Raw genomic sequence first — 23,099 nt, 5'->3', positions numbered from 1 at the left:
CCATGAACCATTGGAAATATCTGGTGAACCTGATTCTGCTTTCGGCCGGTTACCTGCTGTTTCTGCAGTCGGGAATGTCGGGGCTGGTCGATGAAAGCGGACAGCTCATTCTGTTCATTGCCTTTCTGCTGGTTTCCGCCGGCTGGGCCGGGTCGCTGTTCAAAGCGCTGCGGCTGGGCCGTGAGACCGGGTACATCGCCTGGGCATTGCTGCTCAGTCAGGTTCCCTTGCTGGATGATCTGAACTGGAACCTGTTTTTTGTTGATCTGGTGCTGGGTCTGTCGGTGGCCGTGGTGATTCTTTACCGCGTGATTCACACCTTCCAGATCAGTGAACGCCCGGTGAAAGTGGCCGGTCTGAAATTCCTCTGGCTTCTGATGGCGGTGTCACTGCTGACGGGCTGGCTGATTACCACCGGTCTGGCCTGGCCGGCCGCGCTTCTGCCGGCACTGCTGCTCATCAGCAGCGATGGACTTATTCACAGTCATTACAGCACCCGAAATCCGCTGCTTCCCTTCAAGATGGTAAACTGGTTGCCGGGAATCCTCCTGATCCTGGTACTCTGGGTGCTGTTCACCCCGCTGGCTGATGGTTCCTCCATGATTCCGGAAGCACTGCTTTCGGTTGGATTCGGTCTGTTCACCGGCTGGATTTTATCGAAGTACGAAAACCGGGTGTCGAAAAATCTGCTGCCCGTGTTTCTGATTGCCGTGATTGGTTGGGTCTTTCTGGTGCTGCTGGCCGGATTCCCCTTCATGCTCATTCTGGCTATGATCATTGGCACCGGGCTGGTGTTTGGCTGGCGGTACAATGGAGAAAATTCCTACGTTCACGATATCATCTATCCGGCCAATGTGGGCAATATTGCGCTGACGACCCTGTTGTTCTTTATCATCACGCCGGTCTGGACTTTCGAATCGCTTGCCTGGGGTGGGTTGCTGCTGGCGGTTCACCTGTTGCTTCATACCGGCCATTGGCTGTGGATCCGGTACCGCGAACCCGATCTGGCCGGGGTGGTATCGGCTCACCACATGTATGAATTCCTGCTGATCAGTCCGGTAACCCTTGTGCTGGTTTCCGGCATGGCGGTCTCTGGCGCGGCGGTTATACCACCCGATCTGCTGACTGGCTTTCTGGTGTTTTTTATCCTGAACCGAACGGTGATTCCGCCGGTGTTCCGCGTGGTATTTCCGGGTGCCCGGACCGAAGAAAAGGAAGCTCCCGTTCCATCCGCCGATCAGACCGGAAAACCGGCTCCCGAGTCGTTAAAGCCCTTTGGATTCAGCGATCCTGATCTGACCCGCGAGCTGACTCAATTGTATGAGGATATCCGGGCGGCCGGACAGAAAGTCAGCGATGCCGGCCTGTCTGAACAGCTCGAGGATACCACCAACTACATCCTCATGTTTCAGGAAGGAGCCATTGATTCGCTGATGCGGCTGAAAACCGGATTGCGCGATCAGGGAGTGGTGGAAGCCGGGCAGTGGAAAGCACTGGTGCGCGAGGAACGGTCGAGGCTGAATCAGTGGTACTCCGATCTTGCGCTGAAAACGGCCAATCAGCGGCTGTATCAGGACCGGTTCCGGGAATTATTTCCCTCCTTCTTCCGCGAGGTGGATGCGCGGATTCTGCGTCTGAAACCCATATTAAATGTTCCGGTCGGACCCGAAATCACCGACCCGGCCCCCGGCGATTCCCTGCAAACCCGTGTGATCCGGTGGTCGTACCGGTCGGGGGCCTGGTTTCAGCGCCGGATTCTAAAAACCACCCTCACCCGGCCGGTTCTGGTCCGTGATCTGGCCCGTTACCATTTCTCGGGCCGGTTTACCGAGCGGGCCGAAAAGGTGGTTAACCTCTTTCATGCCGAAACCTGGTATGCCATCAGCGAAACCAACAAGGTGCTGAACCGGGTCGACAAGACCTTTCAGCAGGTTCTCGAAGTGACCGATCAGTTTGGTGACACCATTCCGGTTGACTCACTTCTCACCATTCTGAAAACAGCCTCACAGGCGGTGAGCGAAGACCTGCAACTCCTGGTGAATGAAATCACAATTTATTCGGATGATGTTGAAAAATCGCTGAAGCATCTCATCAATCTCACGATGAATGAACTGGCGGCGGGAGCCCGGCAGGATGGAACGCTGCTGCTTTCCCGCCGGTCGTATCAGTTTCACCGGGTGGCCGCCAACCGGCAGCGGGCCATGGACCGGTATGCCATGAGCGATGAAACCTGGGGCAACTATGCATTGGCAGTGGCCAATCACCTGTCGCTCGAGCTCGAAATATCCACCTTCCAGTTTAATCTGCGCCAGATTCTCGATGCGGCCAGCGAGGAATTCAGCCAGTTGACGAAAAACCGCATTACCGGACCGGTGGATGGTCTGAGGAAACGGTTGCTGCAACTGAAACGCAAATACACAAAGCTGGCCGATGCCGGTGAATCGGCCGCGGCGATCCAGGCGGCCCTGCGCGAGGATACCGAGGCCTTTTCGGTACATTGCGACAAGCAGATCCGGCGGCTTGAACAGGCGGTCCGGGTACAGGAAGGCAGTCAGTTCCAGACCGCCTATTTCCAGAAAATCCACGATCTGATGATGAAACTGCCCGATCAGCAGGTGGTGTATGATACGCGGCAGGTGGTGCTGAAAGCCGGCGAGAACCCGCCCCCGGCCATTTCGGTGACGGTGGATATTCGTTCCCTCGCCATACAGGTGATGGAGGCCGAGCTGGTCCGTGCGGTTTCCGATGAATTCCGGCTGCTCGATGGGTTTATGGAAACGAGTCTTCAGCAACTGACTGAAATTTCAAAAATTGTCGGATTCAATACCGAGTCGGTGCTGATGGTGATCGAAAAATCCGGGAACGACCGGGCCGTATGGTCGCCGGTCCTTCATGAGCAGCTGTTGGTGCTGGCCGACCGGCTGATGGGACGGCTGGATGATTTCATTGCATACATTGAACGGAACACCGACCGGATTCATCAGGCGATGGTGGCTGAAACGGTGGAAAAATCCCGATCCCTCAAGACGGCCATTCAGGTTCGTTCCGTGCTCGACTATCAGGCCGCCACGGCCGGTGCGGCCGCTTTCCGTTACACCGATCTGAATATCTTCCGCAGACTGAAAGATGGCGCGAAGTACTGGTTCCACCGTCTTGAAATCATGTCGCGCCGCCGGTACGGTGCGCTGGCCGGTGAAATGCTCGAAGATCTGCACTTGCGGTTCCCGACCGCCCGGAAACACGCCGATACTCTATCCTGGCTGCAGCAACAGGCCATTGAGGCCGAACGGAAATTTGCGTCCCTTCCGCTGATTTACCGACGGTTGTTTTCCTTCGATGCGCTCGAAACCGAAGATCTGCTCATCGGCCGCCGCGATGAACTCATCCGGCTCACCACCTCCTGGGCTGCCTGGCATCATGATTCCATTCCGCAAAGCGTGGCCGTGATCGGGGATCTGGGTTCGGGAAAAACATCGCTCATCAACATCGCCCTCCGGGCTAAGAAAATCGGTCAGCCGGTCATCCGCCGAAAACTGACCTCCGTCCTGGAATCGCCCGATGATCTTGTCCGGTTTCTGGCCGAGGCCTTTGGTCTGCCCGACCACATCCGGCAACTGGAACAGGTCAAGCTGGCGATCCGGGCGCTTGATACCCGCACCACGGTCATCGTGGATAGTTTTCAGAAAGTAATGGTCCGCCGTCCGGGTGGATTCGATGCCGCCGGTCAGTTCATCAATCTGATGGCCGAAACCGCCGATCAGCTGTTCTGGATCATCAGCATCAATGAACAGGCCTGGACGGTGCTCGAGCAGCGGTTCCGGATCAGCCGGTTCTTCACCGTGAAAATCAATCTGGGTCGCTGGACGGCCGATGACATCCGGCATACCATTCTGGCCCGTCAGCGCGTGAGCGGGTACGGTCTGCGGTTCCGGATCACCGACTGGCAAAAGGTGAAGATCAAACTGCGTTTCTGGGCCTACTGGAATAAGGAACGACGCGAAAAACTCATTACCGACCGGTACTTCCGAAAACTCATCCGCTATTCCGATGCCTCCATTCTGAAGGCCTTGCTGGTGTTCGTCCGTTCCATCGATCAGTTCGATGATCAGCAGGTCTGGCTGAAGGATCCGGCTCCGCTCGATCATTCCGGTTTTACCGAACTGACCGATCTGCAATGGCAGCTGGTGGCTGCGGTGATCATTCACGGCGGAATCTCGGCCGACCGGATGGCGGGGCTGTTTCATCAGCCCGAAGCGGATATCCGGGCCCGGCTGATGGTTCTGGCCAACTGCCGGCTGCTCGACATGACCACTCACCGGGGCACCTGGAACTTCACGGTGAACCGCTGGATGTATGGCTACCTGTACACCGAACTGAAACAACGGGGGTATCTGATATGAATACCGATCTGATTACCCTGCCGTCCACCGGCTTATCGCTGAGTCTGCGGATGGGCGACTGGTTCTGGGTGATTGGCTGGATGCTTACCGGTTATCTGCTGGCATCCCTGATTACCTGGCTGGTGATCCGGCCCGGCCGCAAACACCGGATGCACGGTTTTGAAACCTGGCTGCCGCTGTTCCGGTCGGCGGTCTGGGTGGCCTCACTGGCCCTGTCGGTTACCCAGGTGCTTACCGTATCAGGTGATGGCTGGTGGTGGATTCTGGCGGCCGGCCTGGTTCTGGTGCTCGTGGGTCTGACCGATTCCTTAAAAAACATCATGGCGGGCATCTGGATCAACGTGAGCCGGATGATCCGGCGGGGCGACCGGATCACCATCGGAACCCACACCGGTGAGGTGATTGTGACTGGTCTGGTGTTTCTGACGCTCCGTGATGATCATCAGCGGTTGCTTCGCATTCCGAACCGGGAGTGTTTTGCACAGCCGGTGGTGCAGGAACCTTCCTGGATGAGTAACCGGGTCCTTATGACGGTCCGGCTGCCGGCGGGAGAGCCCGATCAGCCCGAGACGTTTCTGCTCGAATGTGTGCTGTCCTCTCCGTGGTGCAGTCTCAGTCACCGGCCGGTGATCACCCGGCTGGCCGATTCACCTGAAGGATTCCGCCTGTTCCGCATCGAGGCGCATTGTGTGTCGGCTGCCGACACCGCTGCACTGGAAAGCGACATCCGTTACTGGGTGGATGCCGGCATCCGGACCCGCCAGACGGCCTGATATCAGGCCGGCATATCCAGCACCATCCGGAACCGGGCCTGATTCGTCCGTACCCGATCCAGCGCCTCATTCACCCGATCCAAAGGCATCCGTTCGCTCACGGCCGTGATGGAATGCCGTGCAGACAGCGCGAGCATCCCGGCAATCTGCCCGGGACTTCCCAGGTTGCTTCCGGTCACCGACCGCTGACGGCCCAGCAACAGGCCCGTCGGGATGGAAATCGGGCCCCCGGTGGCTCCCACAAAGCACAGCGTTCCGTTGGGACGCAACAGATTCACGTATGGGGTCCAGTCGAGCGGTGCAGAAACCGTAACCAGCACGTAATCGAGCGAGTTGTAAGCCGACTTCATGGCCGATGAGGCCGACGTGTCGATAAATGCTGTGGCTCCCAGCTGGCGGGCCTGTGGTTCCTTATCGGCGCTGGAAGACAGAGCGGTCACTTTGTGTCCCATCACCGAGGCAAACTGAACCGCCAGATGACCCAATCCCCCGATTCCCACCACGCCGACCGAGGCGGGTTTGGGAACATGACGGCTGAGAGGTGAATAGACAGTGATGCCGGCGCAGAGGAGGGGAGCCGCTTCAGCCTGAGGCAGACCATCGGGGATTGGAATGGCAAACCGTTCATCCGCGAGGGTTTCGTGTGCAAATCCGCCCGGCCGGCCCACGCAGGTCGGCTGAGACCGCTGGCAGAGTTGCTCCTGTCCCGACTGACACCATTCACAGGTTCCGCAGCTTCCGGCCTGCCAGCCCACTCCCACCACCATGCCCTTTTTCAGCCGGGTAACCTGGCTGCCTGTTTCAATCACGGTGCCGATAATCTCATGCCCGGGAACCAGCGGGTATCGGCTCATGCCCCAGTCATTATCAATCAGATGGATATCGGAGTGGCAGATGCCACAGTGATGGATCCGGATTTTGACCTGGGTCGGGCCCGGATCGGGAAGCTCGGTAGCGTGGGGGGTCAGGATGGATTTTGCAGACAAGGCGGCGAGAGACGGAACGGACATACACTCCTCGTTATCAGGTGAATGAATTAAAATATACACGATCTGAAACCCCAATTCAGTTGGGCAGATTCCCGATTGGATTTGATAAAAACAGTGATTTTAAAAGAGAGAAGCGGTTCCTTTCTTTAAATAGCATCGAAAAACAACCGAAAACAGTAATAAGTAAAGCAAAACGCTTGACTGACAAAAATTATTGAGTTAGTTTTGCTTCCGTCAGTTATCTACAAAAGGAGACCCAATGAAAAAACTGGAAGCAATCATCCGGCCGTTCAAGCTGGAGGAGGTAAAAGAAGGCCTGGTTGAACTGGGCATCAAGGGGATTACCGTGACCGAGGTGAAAGGCTTCGGGAGGCAGAAGGGCCATACGGAAATCTATCGCGGATCGGAATACAACATCGATTTCATTCCTAAAGTGAAGATCGAAGTGGTTGTACCCGACGATCTGGCCGAGAAGGCCATCAGCACCATCGTGGACAAAGCCAAGACCGGTCAGGTGGGCGATGGGAAAATTTTTGTGACCGATATCGCCGATGCCATCCGGATCCGGACTGAAGAAGCCGGCGATTCCGCACTCTGATCACACATATTAAAACAGAAGGATGATTATCTCTATGGACTCAACAATGGTTACTCAGGCTGTTGCTGATACACTGGCGGCTGTGGCTGCAGCGCCGGTTGAAGCGGGACCGACTATCTCAGATGTCTTGTTTACCACAAACAACCTCTGGATGATGGTATCAACTGCATTGGTATTCTGGATGAATCTCGGTTTCGGTTGCGTTGAATCGGGCTTAACCCGCGCAAAGAATACCACCAATATCATGTTTAAAAACACCATCACCCCTGTGATCGGAATTATTCTGTATGCTGCATGGGGATTCAATGTCATGTACCCCGGAGCGGATTATGCAGGCGGATTTTTTGGCTTTGCCGGATTCGGACTTTCAACCGGACCCGAAGGTCTGACTTCTGCCTACAACCCGGGATATACCTACTGGACTGACTTTCTGTTCCAGGTAATGTTTGCTGCCACTGCAGCTACCATCGTGTCGGGTGCAGTAGCCGAGCGGATTAAACTCTCCTCTTATATCGTTTTCACCTTTTTCATTCTGGGTGTGATCTATCCGATCGCCGGTTTCTGGAAATGGGGCAATGGCTGGCTGAACACCATGGAAATTCCGTTCTATGATTTTGCCGGATCCACCATCGTTCACTCCATCGGGGGATGGGCTGCGCTGGCCGGTGTGATTGTGCTTGGTCCGCGGATCGGGAAATATGTCGGCGGCAAAACCATTCCGATTCCTGGTCACTCCATGCCTTTGGCCACCATTGGCGTGTTTGTTCTTTGGCTGGGCTGGTTCGGATTCAATGGCGGTTCGGTTCTTTCGGCCGATCCGGGTGCCGTATCTCGCACGCTGATGACCACCACCATTGCTGCTGCAGCTGGCGGATTTGCGGCCATGATTGTTTCATGGTTCATGTTTAAAAAGCCGGATCTTTCCATGACCCTGAACGGTATTCTTGCTGGTCTGGTTGCCATTACCGCCGGTGCTGATAAAATGTTGCCCATGTCCTCCATTCTGATCGGGGCCATTGGCGGGGTTCTGGCAGTGTATGCTGTCATCATATTCGACAAACTGAAACTCGATGATCCGGTTGGAGCCCTTTCCGTTCACCTGGTTAATGGTGTATGGGGAACGCTTGCCGTTGGTCTGTTCGGTGATCTGGCCGGAACGGGTCAGGTGGTCAGCCAGCTGATTGGTATTGCAGCGGTTGGAGCCTTTACGTTCACTTTGAGTCTGATTGCCTTCTACCTGATTAAAGTGACCATGGGTCTGCGGGTATCGGCTGACGAAGAATTCGAAGGTCTCGATATCGGTGAGCACGGCATGGAAGCGTACCCTGACTTTGCAAACGAAAACAAATAACCCAAAACCAAAACCCGGTCCCGGCGATGAGCCGGGGCCACCTTTAAAAGGAAGATCAAACCAATGAAATCTGTTAAATCTCTGCTTTTAGCAGCCTTTTTATTTCTGATTGCCGCACCCGTTGCTCATGCTCAGCTTGGAGTAACTGTCGGTGTTGATGCTGCCAATATGTATGTATGGCGTGGTGGAAAGTTAGGTGCGGTTGCTGTTCAACCATCCGTTGATTATCTGTCACCCATTGGATTGGGTGCGAATATTTGGTTCTCTGGTCATGGCGAAGCCGTCGATGGATCCGGCCTGACAACTGAAATAGACTACACATTGTATTATACCCTTGCAGTAACTGAAGATATTACGCTTTCTGCAGGGTTTATAAACTATGTGTCTAATGTCGGAGCACCCTTTGGTGATGACGTTACATCAAAACCAGAAGAATTTGTTGGAAATGTCTCAGAAGTGAATCTTGGGGTAAAGTTTCCAACAGTTCTTTTTTCCCCTTCTTTGAAGTTCTTTAAAAACGTGGCAGCAAGCGATGCCAATGTCGCTTATGAAGATGCTATGTATATTGAAGCAGCTGGTGGTTATGATATAAAGCTCACCGACGACTATACACTTTCAACTAGTCTGGTTTTTGGTCTTGGAAATGAGTCTTATACCAAAGACGGAGACCTCGGGGTTTGTAACATTTTTCCGAAAGTTGCTCTGCCTTTGAGCTTCATGGAGGTATCAATTACTCCTTCAGTCGGTTTTATCTACAATCCTTCCGCTTTTGCTGGCGCTGACGAGTCATTCTTTGTTGCAGGAATTGGAATTTACAAATCCTTCTAATCGGCTCCGCCGATTGTTAGGGTTTTTGGGTCGACAGGCAGGGGCAACCCTGCCTGTCTTTTTTTATACAGGAAACCCGCTCGCCAGATCGGCTTTTCTGAAACAGGTGACCGTGTGGTCATCCACAATGCCACCTGCCTGAATAAAGGCGTACACCACGGTGGATCCCACAAATGAAAATCCCCGCTTTTTTAAATCCTTGCTGATACGGTCAGACAGATCGGTCCGGGCAGGGAAGTCCTTCAGCTCTCTGAACTGATTCACCACCCGCTTTCCGCCGGTGAAAGACCAGATGTACTGGTCAAAACTACCAAACTCCTTCTGTACTGCCATAAATGCCTTCGCATTGCTGATGGTGGACCGGATCTTCATGCGGTTGCGCACGATTCCTGGGTTTTGCATCAGGTCTTCCACATCGTCATCGGTCATGGCGGCCACCCGTTCCACATCGAACAGGTGGAAGGCCTCCCGGTAGCCTTCCCGCTTATGAAGAATTGTTTTCCAGCTCAGACCAGCCTGGGCGGTATCAAGCACCAGTTTTTCGAACCATTGCCGGTCGTCATGAATGGGAACACCCCATTCCTGATCATGGTACGCCAGCATCCGGTCATCCTGGCCGGGCCAGGGGCAGCGGGCGGTCAGGGAAGGCTCCGTTTAAAGTCGTTGTACCGATCAGAAAAGGTTCCGCCGGCCTTGGAACCCATTTTCGTCCATTCGTCGGTGATTTTGGCCACCCGGTTACCCGGATCGGGGTGCGTGGACAGGAACTCGGGTCCTCCCCGGTTGCCGGCTTTCACCATTTTTTCAAAGAAACGGGCGGCTCCCCGGGCATCATACTCGGTGGGGTAGAGATATTTCACCGAGAACACATCGGCTTCGGTTTCGTCATCGCGGCCATATTTAAGCAGGGTCAGGGAAGCAAGCGGATTCGCGATACCCGAAATATCGCGGCCGATTAACCAGGAGCCGAGAACGATCAGAATATTCGCCCCCTGAGCCTTGGTCATTTGCTCGGTGGAATGCCGGTTGTCAGCATGGGCAATTTCATGTCCCATCACACCGGCCAGCTGGTCCTCGCTCTCCAGGTATTTGATGATGCCGGTGTACACATAGATATAGCCGCCGGGCGTGCAGAAGGCATTCAGGGTGTTGTCATCGCGGATGATCTGAACCTTCCATTCAAAATCGTTTTTATGCTTCACCGCGCCCCCATTCAGAATGGTCGAGGTGATCCGGCGCAGATGCTGATAGGCTGCCGGATACTGAGATTCGGGCAGAACCGGATACTCGCCCGGTTTATCGGCGATTTGCTGTTCGATGCGCTGTCCCAGCTTTTTATCGTCTTCCACCGAATACATGTTGGCGTTTTTCACCGATGAACAACCGGCACCGGTCACAATCATCAGCGAAAGAAAGATCAGTTGTTTTTTCATCCCGGTTACCCCTTCTTATTTTTAACCGCCAAAAATAACGGAATCTTTTCTTTACTTCCATCGGACTACCCATGCTGACATCCTCCTTTTCTGGTCCCTTCGGACCGGTCCCATTCTGGAAACTCATTCTTTACCCGATCGGATTGCTGGTTTTGTTCCTCGCCATCTTTGTGGCTCTGCAGACCGGGCTGGCGTCATTGCTGGCTTTAACCGGATGGCCAACCTGGTCGGAAGGCGCGTTGTATCACCTGATGACCTTCCTGCCATCGGTGGTGGATGCGGTGGTGGCGGTCTGGGTGCTGTCGGGTCTGATTGGCCGCCGTCCCTGGAAGGACACACCGTTCGGATTCACCCGCTGGGCGCAGGATACCGCCATCGGGTTTGCCGCCGGCATGCTTCTTTTATCGGCCGTGGCGCTGGTACTCTGGCTGACCGGGCATTATACCATCAGCGGTCTGACGGATCTGGGAACTACCACGGTGGCCGCCTTCCTGCTGACCAACCTGGTGTTTTTTCTGGGGGTATCGGTGGTGGAAGAATCGCTGTTCCGGGCAGGCATGTTTGATATCATCGAGCAATGGTGGGGCTCGGCAGCCGCCCTGGTGGTGTCGGCCATCCTCTTTGGTCTGGTTCATCTGGGAAATGAACAGGCAACAGTCATCGGGGCGGTGGCCATTATTCTGGAAGCGGGCATTCTGCTGGGAGCTGTTTACATGCTCACCCGCCGCCTCTGGATGGTGATCGGAATCCATTGGTCATGGAATTTCTTTCAGGGACCTGTCTACGGATCGGTCATCAGCGGATCAAGCGATACACAAACCGGCTTACTCGATGTCACCATGCAGGGAAGCCAATGGATGACAGGCGGGGTCTTTGGCTTTGAAGCCAGTGTGGTGGCCATTGTGCTTGCCACGGGTTCCGGTGTGTGGGTGCTGGTTCGTGCCATCCGCAACGGGAAATGGAAATCCCTGCCGGAGCGGGTAACTTAAGAAGGCTCGGTTTAACATACCGGAACCGGGTGGGATTGCCCGATGTTTTGATTTGGTTAGTAATAATTTTTTTACGTGATGCACGCTGTATTTAAAAATTGGGAGTACAACTGGTGAGACAGTTTCTGATTCTGATGGTGTGGCCGCTGTGGGCCTGTACCGCCTTTTCCCAACCCATTCAGACAGGGAAGGCCTTCCCATCGGTCAGCTTTCCTGCTGTGGTGACTGCAACCGGCGATACCGTGGCGTATGACTCCTTCAAAGGACGCTGGATTCTTCTCGATTTCTGGGCGACCTGGTGCGGGCCCTGTGTGGAGGAACTGCCACTCATCGGCCGGGCCATTGAACAGTTCGGGGATTCGCTGGTGGTGATCAGTGTCTCTCTGGATGACAGCCCCGGTGATGTGGAGGCTTTCAGGAAACGGATCCACCCGATGAACTGGAATCATCTGTTTCTGGGATCCGATTCACAACTGGTCTATGATTTGGACATTTCCACGATTCCACGGCCGGTTCTGATTGCTCCGGATGGAACCGTGGCGGCGTATCACACCGATCTGCGCGGACTGAACCTGATACCCACTCTTGCCAAGGCACTCAGGGCACCGGTTAAAACCACTGACTGACCGCCTTTGTCAGTCGAAAACCGATTCTCCCAACCGGTTTTTCCAGGCATAGACCATGCTGGGGTGTGAGTCCTGGTGCCCGATGTTGCCGTAACTGTCGATGGCAATGACTCCGGCAAATCCGTCAAAGGGTTTAATCTCATCGAAGGTTTTCCTCAGTGCTTCGCCCAGGGTCATCCCATCGGTCACCCGTGTGACGATTTTGGCTGCCATGGCACCGTTGATGATGTCCTCTCCCACGCCGGTACAGGAAACACCGCACCAGGAATTGGCGTAGTTACCGGCTACTGTGGCCGAATCACTGACACGGCCCACCAGCTCAAAACCCTTTCCACCGGTGGAAGTGGCTGCCGCCAGTGCCCCGCCGAAGTCGAGCGCCACACAGCCAATGGTTCCCGTATTGATCAGACTGCGCCGTTTCTCCTCGTATTCCCTGATCCGGTGATCGGTTTGCGGATTGTAGTAGTCGAATCCGTGTTCACGGGCGTATTTCAGCGCACCTTCCCCGCCCAGCACCCGGTCTTCTTCCTGCTGAAGACGCGACGCAATCAGGATGGGGTTTTTCACGTTCTCTATATTGATCACACCCGAAAACCGGCCGGTGGTTCCGTCACAGACAGCGGCACTCATCCGGGTGACCCCATCGCTCTGAATCTGGCTGCCGGTTCCGGCATTGAACAGCGGATCATCCTCGAGCAGAATTGAACAAAACACCACGGTTTCGAACGCCGTGTGTGTCTGCAGATACTCCCAACCCTCGCGTACAATGCGCAGAAGCGCCTGCTGTTTTTGTGCCTTCATCAGCGGGTCAGTCTGATGTTCGGTGAAAAATCCCCCGTGAATAATCAGGGCCGGCTTGGTCATACGGACTCCATGGACATTGAAAATAATTTCTCATGAATATAGACAAGCGTAACCAAAACACCAACTTTGTCTTTCAAATCGGAGCAGATTTGGTGGTGACACAAAAATGGAAGCCCTTCTACTATTGAAGAGGATGGGGATTTTGGCTAAGTATTTACCGGTTGCCGGCACATTATCCTAAAAAAGTAAGCGAGAGTGATCTTTCTTAACTGATTGAAATTATTGAACATAAACCTTAAAATGGTCCAATAGATGAGAATATTATTACAACACGGTCTTGATTCCGGATGTATTTTTTCACATCATTGTTTCAAACGAGGGGAGTTGATTGAATGAACCGGTTACTGTTGATGGCGATTCTTCTGGGATTCACGCTGGATGTTCTGGCTCAGGGAAGTCTGTTTATCATCGGGGGAGGAAAGCGCCCGCCCATGATGATGAAGAAACTGGTGAGCGAGTCCGGTCTGGATAAAAGCGGGTATGGAATTATTCTGCCTCAGTCGAGTGAAGAACCCGATACCTCGGCTTTCTATGCGGCCAGATCCCTGACTGAAGGCGGGGCCAAATCCCTGACGACCTTTTTCTTTTCATCAGGCGATAGTCTGCGGTCCACCCAGTTGGATTCGCTCAGGAAAGCCGCACTCATTTTTATCACGGGTGGCGATCAGAACCGGTTTATGTCGGCAGTGGGCGGAACCCCTGCAGAAAAAGCCATCATGGACTGTTACCAGCGGGGAGGCATGATTGCCGGAACCAGCGCAGGGGCTGCTGTGATGAGCCGTATTATGATAACCGGCCGGGAACTCCGCTACCCGAACGCCGATGAGGATTCTTTCAGGACCATTGAAAAGGATAACATAGAAACCGCCAGAGGTCTCGGACTCCTGAAATCCACCATTATTGATCAGCATTTCCTTAAAAGGAAACGCATGAACCGGTTGGTCACAGCCGTCCTCGAAAATCCGGGTCAGCTGGGTGTCGGGATCGATGAATCCACCGCCATCCTCGTCCGGAAAAACCAGGCCACCGTGATTGGAGAATCTCAGGTGGTTCTGCTTCGGCTGAATACAAAACTTTTTTCGGATAAACGATCACTCATCGGTGGGCGCAACATTGCCATGAGTGTGCTGGTCCCCGGTGAAATTTTTCCCATTGAGTAAACCATGACACAGACCAACCGGTTTCCCGATACGATCCTGATCCTGCTTTCCATTCTGATTCTGTTTATCGTGCTGACCTGGCTGTTGCCGGCCGGTGAATTTTCGAAAGTGGAGAAGAACGGAATAACCGTGGTGGTTCCGGGATCCTATCAGGAGGTGGAGCCAGCCCCGCAGGGACTGGGAGCTTTTCTGACGGCCCCCATCAAGGGATTTATCAAGGCGGCACAGATCATCGCCTTTGTTTTCCTGATCGGCGGAGCCTTTTCCATTGTTACCCGGACCGGTGCCATCACGGCCGGCCTGGAAAGCATTCTGGATTTTTCAAAACGGCACCCGGCCTATAAAAACTGGATCCTGCCGGTGGTCATGCTCATTTTCTCGGTGGGTGGGGCCACGTTTGGCATGTCTGAAGAAAACCTGGTCTTTATTCTTATCACCATTCCGCTGGCGTTGTCACTCGGGTACGATTCCCTGGTGGGCGTGTCGATTCCCTTTGTGGGAGCCGGAGCCGGATTTGCGGGCGCGGTCCTGAATCCGTTCACCATCGGGGTTGCGCAGGGAATTGCCGAACTGCCGCTCTTTTCCGGATGGGAATACCGGCTGGTGGTATGGGCAGTGATCACGGCCATCGCCATCTGGTTTGTGATGGCCTATGCCCGGCGGATTGAAAAAAATCCAGAAAAATCCCCGGTGTACGAGTTGGATAAAACCCGGCTTTTCGACAAGGAAGCCGCCTCACGCACCGACCTGACCTTCCGCCGGAAACTGATTCTCTGGCTGCTCGCCCTCACGCTGGTGGCCCTGATCGGCGGGGTGATTCAGTATGAATGGTACATCAATGAAATCGCCGGTTTGTTTCTGGCGCTCGGACTCCTTTCTGCACTTGTTTATCGGATGCCGGTGGATGAGTCGGTCTCGGCGTTCAAGGACGGTGCCCGCGATATGATGACTGCCGGACTGGTAATCGCCCTTTCGAAAGCAGTGCTGATTGTGGCTCAGGATGGAAAAATCATCGATACCATGCTGAACTCGGTGACAGGTCTGGTGGGTGACTTTCATCCCTTCGTTTCGGCCAATGTGATGTTCGCAGTCCAGTATGTGATTCACTTTCTGGTTCCGTCGGGTTCCGGTCAGGCGGCACTGACCATTCCGATCATGGCGCCGCTGGGTGATCTGCTTGGTATCACCCGGCAGACCACGGTGCTGATTTTCCAGTTTGGCGACGGACTTAATTCGATGATTCTGCCGACCAGCGGTGTGACCATGGGTATTCTCTCCATTGCAAAGATTCCCTTCAACGTCTGGCTGAAATGGATTGCCCCGCTGATGATCTGGTTTTACCTGGCGGCGATTCTGCTGTTGGTTCCGCCCATCTTTTTCTTCTTCTACGGCCCGTTTTAATTCTTAATCTGAAAGGAACCCTCATGACGTCTCGTTATCTGCCAATCGTATCGGTCCTGCTGCTGACCGGTACCACCGCGCTGGCTCAAACGCCCTTTAAGCTGGATTTTAACCAGTCAGCTGATGTTAGTGCCTACTGGGCCACTCCGGCCGGACCCAATCAGCTGGATACCATTGCCTCGGAAGGCAGCGGAACTGCCATCAGCATCGATGGCGGCGAGTTGATGGTTGCCCGTGATCAGTTCGTGTCGAATTTTGCGGCCTTTTCCCGGTCCACCGACATTGCCCTGACCGAAACCTTCATGTTCAGCTTCGACCTGACGGTTTCAGGAAACACCGGGGCCATGGATAAAACCTTTCTGATTTCGCTTGGAAATGGATTTATCAATGATCTGAACAATCCGCCTTCTGCCAACCGTTATGCCCGACTCGGAGTAAATGTGTCTGATGTGAATGGTGAGTTCGGAATCTGGGCCTACACGGCAGGAACCGCAGGGGTAAAAACGGCTTTCTTCACCGGAAAACAAACCGTCCGCTGGGTGCTGAACAACTCGGCCACCACGCTGACCTATCTCGGACCTGATGGAGGCACTTATACACTGGCCTCTGATAAGCATGATGTCTGGATCGGCAATACCCTTGCTGCCGATGAAGTCGATGTGGCGGCCCCTGGCCTGACCGGCATCAGTGATTTCAAGGTGCTGTTTTATGATGATCCGGGTTATACCTTCCGGTTTGATAACCTGACCTTCACCAACCTGCCTCCGGTTCCGCCTGTCTTTTCGCAATCTTTCAGCGGATCAGCCGATGTGGATGCCTACTGGTCGGTGGGTGCAGGCCCCGGATTGTTCGATTCCATTGCCACAGAAGGCGCCGGAACCACTCTTTCCATTGACAATGGTGAACTCGTGGTTGCCCGCGATCAGTTCGTTTCCAGTTTTGCCGGGTTCACCCGAAGCACAGACGTGCCGATGACCGATGCTTTTGTCTTTTCCTTTGATCTGACTGTTTCGGGCAACACCGGTGCCATGGATAAAACGTTTCTGTTGTCGCTGGGCAATGGTTTCATCAATGATCTGAACAATCCGCCCTCTGCCAACCGGTATGCCCGGCTTGGTGTGAATGTATCCGACGTAAATGGTGAATTTGGAATCTGGGCGTACACAGCCGGAACCGCTGGTGTGAAAACGGCCTTCTTCAGCGGCAAGCAAACGGTCCGCTGGGTGCTGAACAACACCGGAGAGACCGTGACCTACCGCGGACCCGATGGCAGTTCAAACACAGTTGGCAATGACAAGCACGATGTCTGGATTGGTAACACCCTTGCGGCTGATGAAGTCGATGTGGCCGCTCCAGCACTGACCAACCTGACCGATTTCAAGGTCCTGTTCTATGATGACCCGGGTTACACCTTCCGGTTCGATAATTTTGACATCACCCCGCTGCAGGTGGGAACCAGTGTGTCCGATGAAAAACAGGCGGCTGATGGTTTTGTTCTCGGCCAGAACTACCCGAATCCGTTTAACCCGGTTACCGTGATTCCTTACCGCCTCGATCAGGCTGGTCAGGTCACCATGACGGTTTATAACCTGCTGGGTCAGACTGTGACCACGCTGGTGAATGCCATCCAGCCTGCCGGTTCTTATGCCCCGTCCTTTGATGCCACGGGTCTTTCCAGTGGAATCTATCTGGTTCGTCTGCAACTGGGTTCGGCGGTACAGACCCGTGTCATGATATTGAATAAATAAAACAGTCCGGTCAGAACGGACTGCTTTGACCGAGAGCGATGGTTGCACACATCCGGTTGTCTGTTGGCAGCCGGATGTGACTAGCCGGACCGGTTGGTCAGGGCAGGTTCCGGGCAGGAACCGAAACAGGAGTGTGTGGAATGGTGGAATCGGGAGATTTCAAGCAACTGATCGCCGGGGCGTATCCCAGCCTGACGACCAACCAGAAAAAGGTGGCCGATTACCTGCTGAACAACATGCGGGAAGCAGCGTTTCTGTCGGTGACCGATATCGGCGACCGCTGCGGAGCCAGCAAAGCCACGGTGGTCCGGTTTGCACAGGAACTGGGCTTTCAGGGATTTATCGATTTCCGGGAAAAACTCAGTGCCGCCGTCAATTCGGAATTCGACTATCTGGCCCGGTTGCCGCTTCGCGGTGACAACCATTTCGATTCGCTGTTCATGGTGGCCAAGCAGGATGTGGATAACATCAATGAAACCATCAACAGTCTCAATCCGGAGTCGGTGCGCGTGGTGATTGATGCCATTCTGACGGCCCGCACGGTGTTTGCCGCGGGATTGGGTATTTCGCATCTGCTCAGTGACATTCTGTCCTACACCTTATCACAGGTTTCGGTCCGATCGTTTTCCCTTCGCCATGACTTTCAGTCCTTTGCCGAGCAGCTGCATCAGGTCACGCCCGATGATCTGCTGATCCTGTTTTCCTTTCCGCCCTACAGCTCAGAAACCATCGTTCTTGCCTCTGAAGCCAGCAAGCGGAAAATCAGGGTGGTGGCCATCACCAATAAAATGACCGCACCGGTTACGGAATATGCCGATTACGTGTTGCCGGTGAAAAGTGACAATCTTATCTACACCAATTCCATTGCATCCTGTCTGGTAATCATCAATGCGTTTGCCACCGAGATTGCCATCCGGAATAAACAGCAGGCTCTGAAACATCTGCAAAACACCAACGATGCCATGACCCGTTCGGGTTTGTTTTTTGAAAAGGATCACCCATGAACCGATCTGATCAGTCTTTCGTTTCCTTCTTGCGGCGTCAGCTGAGGCTGACCGGATTTCTTCTGATTCTGGTGTCTGCCCTGCCGGGAGGTCTTCTGGCGGGTACCACCGGGAAAATCGCCGGAAAAGCCACCGACCGGACCACCGGCGAAGCGCTGATTGGGGTCAACATCATCGTGGAAGGATTGGCTCTGGGAGCTGCCACCAATGAAAACGGAAATTACACCATCCTGAATCTGGCCCCCGGTGTTTATACAGTTCGTGCTTCCTACGTGGGTTACCGCGATCTGATCATCCGTCAGGTCAGAGTCAGCGTGGATCAGACCACCCGCCTGGATATTTCCATGGAGGACGTGGGAGTCGAGGTGGAAGGAATCGTGGTGGAAGCTTCCCGCCCGCTGGTGCAGAAAGATGTGACCGGAACCCAAAGCGTGGTGAGCGCCTCCTCCATTGAAGAATTGCCGGTTCAGAATTTTTACGATGTGCTTCAGCTTCAGGCGGGAGTAATCGGCAGCGGCCGCACCCTTCACGTCAGGGGCGGTCGGGGAAATGAAGTGGCCTATCTGGTCGATGGTGTTTACGTGGTCGATCCTTCCATCGGAGGCAATGCCACCAATGTGAGCAACGATGCCATTGAAGAACTGAACTTCATGACCGGAACTTTTAATGCCGAGTTCGGCAATGCCATGAGCGGCGTGGTCAATATTGTGACACGGGAAGGGTCGGAAAAATTCACCGGCGGGTTCGAAGTGAAGACCTCGGAGTTTGGTGTTGATGATTTTTCCGATCAGCATCAGAATTACGTGAGTGTTTTCACCGGCGGTCCCATCATACCCGGTCAGTTAACCTACTACCTCACCGGAACGGTGGAAAACAACGGATCGTACCTGCCCTTCGGCTGGGATAAAAACCGGAACGTTCTGGGAAAACTGACCTGGAAACCAGCTACCACCCTTAAAACCAACTGGTCGGCCCGCTGGTCGGATGAACGGTACAAGGGTTACAATCACCTGTATTTTCTGATTCCGGAACGGTACCAGCAAACCGAATCTTCCAGTTTACAGTATGTGGGGAGTCTGACCCATACCCTCAGTCCGACCTTGTTCTATGAAATCAGGGCCAGTCTGTTTACCCGGGATTACAACCGCGGACCCGATTTGCCGGACGATGACATTCTCACGCAGGGAAATTTCTTCCCCAGCAGCGGTCAGACGTTTTATGAACGCGCCAATTCCCTCGAGGAGGAATCGAATCAGCTGCAGACCACCAATCTGCGCGGTGATGTGTTCTGGCAGATCACGCCAACCAATGAAATCAAGGCTGGAGCTGAGGCCCGGTTCCACCGCATTGACTACGATTACACCTACTGGTCCAGTAAGACCGATCCGGAAACCAACACCTACCTGAAATATCCGCAGGAATACTCGGCCTATGTTCAGGATAAAATTGAGTATGATTATCTGATTATCAATCTGGGGCTCCGGTTCGACTATTTCGATTCCCAATCTTTCCTGCGCAGTCAGCCCTTCAATGCCTCAACCGGTAAGGAAGGCAAACCAAAGTATCAACTTTCACCACGTGTGGCCATTGCACATCCGGTATCCGATCAGACGGTGCTGCGGTTTGCCTACGGGCGGTTTATTCAGAACCCCGAGTACCGGTACTTCTTCGAAAATGTGTCCTACAACCTGGGCATGCGGAATCTGGTCTTCACCGATCCGGAACTGGATGCCCAGCGCACAACGGCTTATGAGGTTGGGGTGGTTCATCAGGTGAGTGATTTTCTGGTCGCATCGGTGACGGGTTACTACAAGGATATCACCGGTCTGCTCGGATCCCGTTTCTACCAGATGGGAACCTTTCCCGGTCAGTCCTCGGCCTATAATCTGACCATTAATGAGGCCTGGGCCAATGTTAAAGGTGTGGAACTGAAACTGGATATGAAGCCGGTAATGAACCTTTCCGGGTCAGCCACCTATACGTACTCTGTAGCCCGGGGAAGCAGCTCGAGTGTATCAGAATCCCGCGATCCGTATAAAACCCAGCAGATCTACTACCTCGATTTCGACAAACCGCATGTGTTCAATGCCACCATGACCTGGGTTCCGCCCGATGTGGCCGGACCAGACTGGGGTGGAGTCCAGCCCCTGAATGACTGGCGGACCACACTGGTTTTCCGTGGCGGAAGCGGTTACCCATACACCCCGCAGAAACGGGATGGCGGACTGGTTGCAAAAAATTCAGCCCGGATGCCGGCCACCTGGCAACTGGATGCGGTGGTTTCCAAGTACATAGACCTGGATCCGTTCCGGGTAGAACTGTTCGCAGAAATCACCAACCTGACCAACCGGAAAAACGTCCTGTACGTCTATCCCGATACCGGCGATCCCGATGAAACCTTTGTGGGCAATCTGGATCCGGCCCTGATGAAAGATCCCTCTAACTATGCGGCTCCCCGGCTGGTCCGGCTTGGGCTGTCGGTGACGTTTTAAGGAAATCCCATGAGAAATACTCTTTTTATCTTTTTCATTTTGCTGGCCACTGCCGTTCATGCACAGGACCGGATCCGGTCGCTCGCACCCAGAGTAACCGCCACCGAAGCGCAGCAAACCGTTGCAGACCGGGCCATTGGCGTAATCAATGCCGGAAACTTTGGTCACACCATCACCAATTATGCGCGCTTTTATGCATCACCTGCCCTTGGACCCCGGGCCGAATATCCCATCGGCAGCGGAACCCGTTACATTCAGGATTGGGGTCTGATCATCGGGATGCCGGGGAAAAACGGTGCCAAACCACAGGCCATTAACTCCATCTTCAGCCGGACCGGATTGAACTTCCTTCCGGAAACCGGTTACCACAACCGGGATTCGGTGCGGATCGCCAATTCATCGCTGCCGTTCACCTGGCCGAAAACAACCGGGTGGCCGGTTCGCGATCAGCAGGGAAATCCGCTGTTTGTCTCCAATCAGGACCTGTACATGGTCTACGGCGACTCCTCGAACAATCCCGTTCACAACCTGAAAGTGGAACAGACCAACTACGCCTTTTCCGCCGAGAAATATCAGGATATCATTTACTTTAAATTCCGCATCACCAACCGGTCCAACGCTGTTTATGACAGTGTCTGGGTCGGGCATTACATCGATGTGGATGTGGGTAACCTGCCCGATGGCGATCCCGAATACGCAGACGACATCATCAACGTGGATCACCAGACCCAGACGCTCTTCTTCTTCGATGACGGAAAAAGCATTGAAACCAGAGATTCCACCACTTCCTTTGTCGGATTGTCGGTCATTTCCACCACTCCAACCAACGAGGGGAAAACCGGACTGACCGACTGGCATTACCTGCTGTACGATGACTTCTTTGATGATGACCAGATGATTTTCAATGTCCTGAGCAGTTCGCCGGTTTTGTATAATTCGGCAGATGGTTCCCGCTATTTCCATCTGGCGCCCGATGCCTCTTCCATCCGGATGGATGATGAAACGACCATTCCTTCCACAGGACTCGATATCACTGCCATCATGGGAACCGGACCGTACACCCTCGCCCCGGGCGAGAGCATCGAACTGACGTATGCCCTCATCGGCGGAAGAACCCGTGCGCAGCTGCTGACATCGGCAGCCTATGCCCGGTCCCTGGCGGCGAAAAATTTCAATACGCCGCTGCCTCCCGATGTTCCCGCACTGAGCGGATTTGCCGGAGACGGAAAGAACACCCTTTTATGGACCGATGAAACCGAATCGGTTCCCGACCGGAACACCGGACGGTATGATTTCCAGGGTTATAAACTTTACCGGTCGGTCGATCTGGGAAAAACCTGGTCGGTTCTCGGTACCTTCGACCGGGTGGATGGCATCGGTCCCGATTCTGGCATCCCTTACCGGTTCACCGACACCAATGTTTCTAACGGATTCTGGTATCATTATGCGCTGACAGCGTTTGATACCGATCCCGATCTGGCGGTGGATGGTGAGGATGTTCTCGAAAGTTCACGCGGAACCGATCCCGCTTCAGACAAACAACAGGTGGTTTTGACTCCACAGGCACCGCCGGCCGGCCAGGTCTCCGGTTCTCTGGCTTCATTTAATCAAACCACCGGGTCGTCCCAATCCCTGTTGGTAACCCCGACCAGCAAACCACTTTCAGCGCCGGCCGACTACACGGTGGTAATCACGGCAGGTTATAAATGGACAGCCGGAACCTATGCGGGAACTCCGTTGATTTCGGTGGATAACCAGGCTGCCTTTTTAGCGGATTCTGCCTTTGTGGTGGAATGGACCGGCAGCAATGAACTGACTCTCCGGTCCGGGAAGGTGTCTTCACTGGATGTGAAGAATTACACACCCGGCCAACCAGTGACTTTGGCAGGTATTTTCAGTCTGCAACTGCCGGTGGCCGGGAAAACCGGCGATCGTTTGCGAGTGGGTCCGGCCGTAACGGTGACATCGGGCCCGGTGACGGTTCTCCCCACCACCCTGATTGTTCCCGCACGGACCCTGATTACCAGTGATGGGAATCAGCTCCTCTTTTCCGGCGGAACCCAGGTGAATGAACAGTGGATTTTTACAGTTGGGGCCGCCTCGACCGATGAGGGAAATCTTCGGGCAGCGTTGAAATCCATCCGGGTGGTGCCCAATCCCTATGTCATTTCGAATCTGTTCGAACCCGCCTATGACAAAACCCTGTACTCGGAACCCTTCCGGGCGATCCGGTTTGTCAATCTGCCCGGTGAGGCGACCATCCACATTTTCACCCTCGATGGAACGCGGGTGACCACCCTTCATCATGACTCGGGTACCAGCACCTACAGCTGGAACCTGCAGAATGAGTCGAGAAGGGAAATTGCACCTGGTATTTATCTGTATCAGGTCAGGACACGGGTGGGCGAAATCGTTGGAAAATTTGCAGTGATTAAGTGAGGTA

At 54.1% G+C, this 23,099-nt stretch carries 17 protein-coding genes; 13 read left to right on the top strand and 4 right to left on the bottom strand.

What is annotated here, in order from left to right; all coding sequences use genetic code 11:
• Positions 1–2: 2 nt before the first annotated feature.
• Positions 3–4,400: a hypothetical protein gene (locus HUU10_13195; GenBank protein ID NUQ82563.1), complete on the top strand. Its 4,398-nt coding sequence runs from the start codon at positions 3–5 to the stop codon at positions 4,398–4,400.
• Positions 4,397–5,173 carry a mechanosensitive ion channel family protein gene (locus tag HUU10_13190; GenBank protein NUQ82562.1) on the top strand — a complete coding sequence of 259 codons (777 nt, stop codon included), beginning with the start codon at positions 4,397–4,399 and terminating at the stop codon, positions 5,171–5,173. Before HUU10_13195 ends, HUU10_13190 begins: the two co-directional genes overlap by 4 nt.
• A gap of 2 nt (positions 5,174–5,175) precedes the next feature.
• Here the strand turns inward: HUU10_13190 and HUU10_13185 are convergent, their stop codons facing one another.
• Complete coding sequence (locus HUU10_13185; protein ID NUQ82561.1) at positions 5,176–6,183, bottom strand: NAD(P)-dependent alcohol dehydrogenase; 1,008 nt, start codon at positions 6,181–6,183, stop codon at positions 5,176–5,178.
• A 238-nt stretch (positions 6,184–6,421) separates the two neighbouring features.
• Between HUU10_13185 and HUU10_13180 the strand changes: the two genes are divergently transcribed.
• From HUU10_13180 to HUU10_13170, 3 genes are all read left to right on the top strand, one after another.
• Positions 6,422–6,760: a P-II family nitrogen regulator gene (locus HUU10_13180; GenBank protein ID NUQ82560.1), complete on the top strand. Its 339-nt coding sequence runs from the start codon at positions 6,422–6,424 to the stop codon at positions 6,758–6,760.
• A gap of 151 nt (positions 6,761–6,911) precedes the next feature.
• Entirely contained in the window at positions 6,912–8,111 is a 1,200-nt protein-coding gene (gene amt / locus HUU10_13175) for an ammonium transporter (GenBank protein ID NUQ82559.1), read from the top strand.
• Between the two features lie 63 nt (positions 8,112–8,174).
• A complete protein-coding gene (locus HUU10_13170; protein ID NUQ82558.1) occupies positions 8,175–8,939 on the top strand; it encodes a hypothetical protein in 765 nt (254 codons plus the stop codon).
• 63 nt (positions 8,940–9,002) lie between these two features.
• Here the strand turns inward: HUU10_13170 and HUU10_13165 are convergent, their stop codons facing one another.
• Together HUU10_13165 and HUU10_13160 are read right to left on the bottom strand one after the other, a co-directional pair.
• Positions 9,003–9,581 (bottom strand): DNA-3-methyladenine glycosylase I, encoded by a 579-nt coding sequence (locus tag HUU10_13165; GenBank protein NUQ82557.1) that lies wholly within the window; start codon positions 9,579–9,581, stop codon positions 9,003–9,005.
• Positions 9,578–10,372 carry a M48 family metalloprotease gene (locus HUU10_13160; GenBank protein NUQ82556.1) on the bottom strand — a complete coding sequence of 265 codons (795 nt, stop codon included), beginning with the start codon at positions 10,370–10,372 and terminating at the stop codon, positions 9,578–9,580. Before HUU10_13160 ends, HUU10_13165 begins: the two co-directional genes overlap by 4 nt.
• Positions 10,373–10,443: 71 nt before the next feature.
• On the opposite strand from HUU10_13160, the gene HUU10_13155 reads away from it, so the two are divergent.
• Positions 10,444–11,361 carry a CPBP family intramembrane metalloprotease gene (locus HUU10_13155; protein ID NUQ82555.1) on the top strand — a complete coding sequence of 306 codons (918 nt, stop codon included), beginning with the start codon at positions 10,444–10,446 and terminating at the stop codon, positions 11,359–11,361.
• 134 nt (positions 11,362–11,495) lie between these two features.
• The gene (locus tag HUU10_13150; protein NUQ82554.1) at positions 11,496–11,987 is read left to right on the top strand and encodes a TlpA family protein disulfide reductase; all 492 of its coding nucleotides are present in this window, start codon (positions 11,496–11,498) and stop codon (positions 11,985–11,987) included.
• A 9-nt stretch (positions 11,988–11,996) separates the two neighbouring features.
• Here the strand turns inward: HUU10_13150 and HUU10_13145 are convergent, their stop codons facing one another.
• On the bottom strand, positions 11,997–12,851 hold the full coding sequence (locus HUU10_13145) for an isoaspartyl peptidase/L-asparaginase (GenBank protein ID NUQ82553.1): 855 nt from the start codon (positions 12,849–12,851) through the stop codon (positions 11,997–11,999).
• A gap of 350 nt (positions 12,852–13,201) precedes the next feature.
• On the opposite strand from HUU10_13145, the gene HUU10_13140 reads away from it, so the two are divergent.
• From HUU10_13140 to HUU10_13115, 6 genes are all read left to right on the top strand, one after another.
• The gene (locus tag HUU10_13140) at positions 13,202–14,011 is read left to right on the top strand and encodes a cyanophycinase (GenBank protein NUQ82552.1); all 810 of its coding nucleotides are present in this window, start codon (positions 13,202–13,204) and stop codon (positions 14,009–14,011) included.
• Positions 14,012–14,014: 3 nt separating this feature from the next.
• Positions 14,015–15,412: a putative basic amino acid antiporter YfcC gene (gene yfcC, locus HUU10_13135; protein ID NUQ82551.1), complete on the top strand. Its 1,398-nt coding sequence runs from the start codon at positions 14,015–14,017 to the stop codon at positions 15,410–15,412.
• Positions 15,413–15,435: 23 nt separating this feature from the next.
• Positions 15,436–17,160 carry a T9SS type A sorting domain-containing protein gene (locus HUU10_13130; GenBank protein NUQ82550.1) on the top strand — a complete coding sequence of 575 codons (1,725 nt, stop codon included), beginning with the start codon at positions 15,436–15,438 and terminating at the stop codon, positions 17,158–17,160.
• 140 nt (positions 17,161–17,300) lie between these two features.
• Positions 17,301–18,164 (top strand): MurR/RpiR family transcriptional regulator, encoded by an 864-nt coding sequence (locus HUU10_13125; protein ID NUQ82549.1) that lies wholly within the window; start codon positions 17,301–17,303, stop codon positions 18,162–18,164.
• Entirely contained in the window at positions 18,161–20,656 is a 2,496-nt protein-coding gene (locus HUU10_13120) for a TonB-dependent receptor (protein ID NUQ82548.1), read from the top strand. The genes HUU10_13125 and HUU10_13120 overlap by 4 nt, the downstream gene beginning before the upstream one ends.
• A 9-nt stretch (positions 20,657–20,665) precedes the next feature.
• Positions 20,666–23,095 (top strand): hypothetical protein, encoded by a 2,430-nt coding sequence (locus HUU10_13115; GenBank protein ID NUQ82547.1) that lies wholly within the window; start codon positions 20,666–20,668, stop codon positions 23,093–23,095.
• Positions 23,096–23,099 lie beyond the last annotated feature (4 nt).

It is taken from the genome of Bacteroidota bacterium (assembly GCA_013360915.1).
Lineage (GTDB): Bacteria > Bacteroidota > JABWAT01 > JABWAT01 > JABWAT01 > JABWAT01.
Note: the sequence above shows the minus strand (reverse complement) of the source record. Positions and strands in the feature narration are given on the sequence as shown.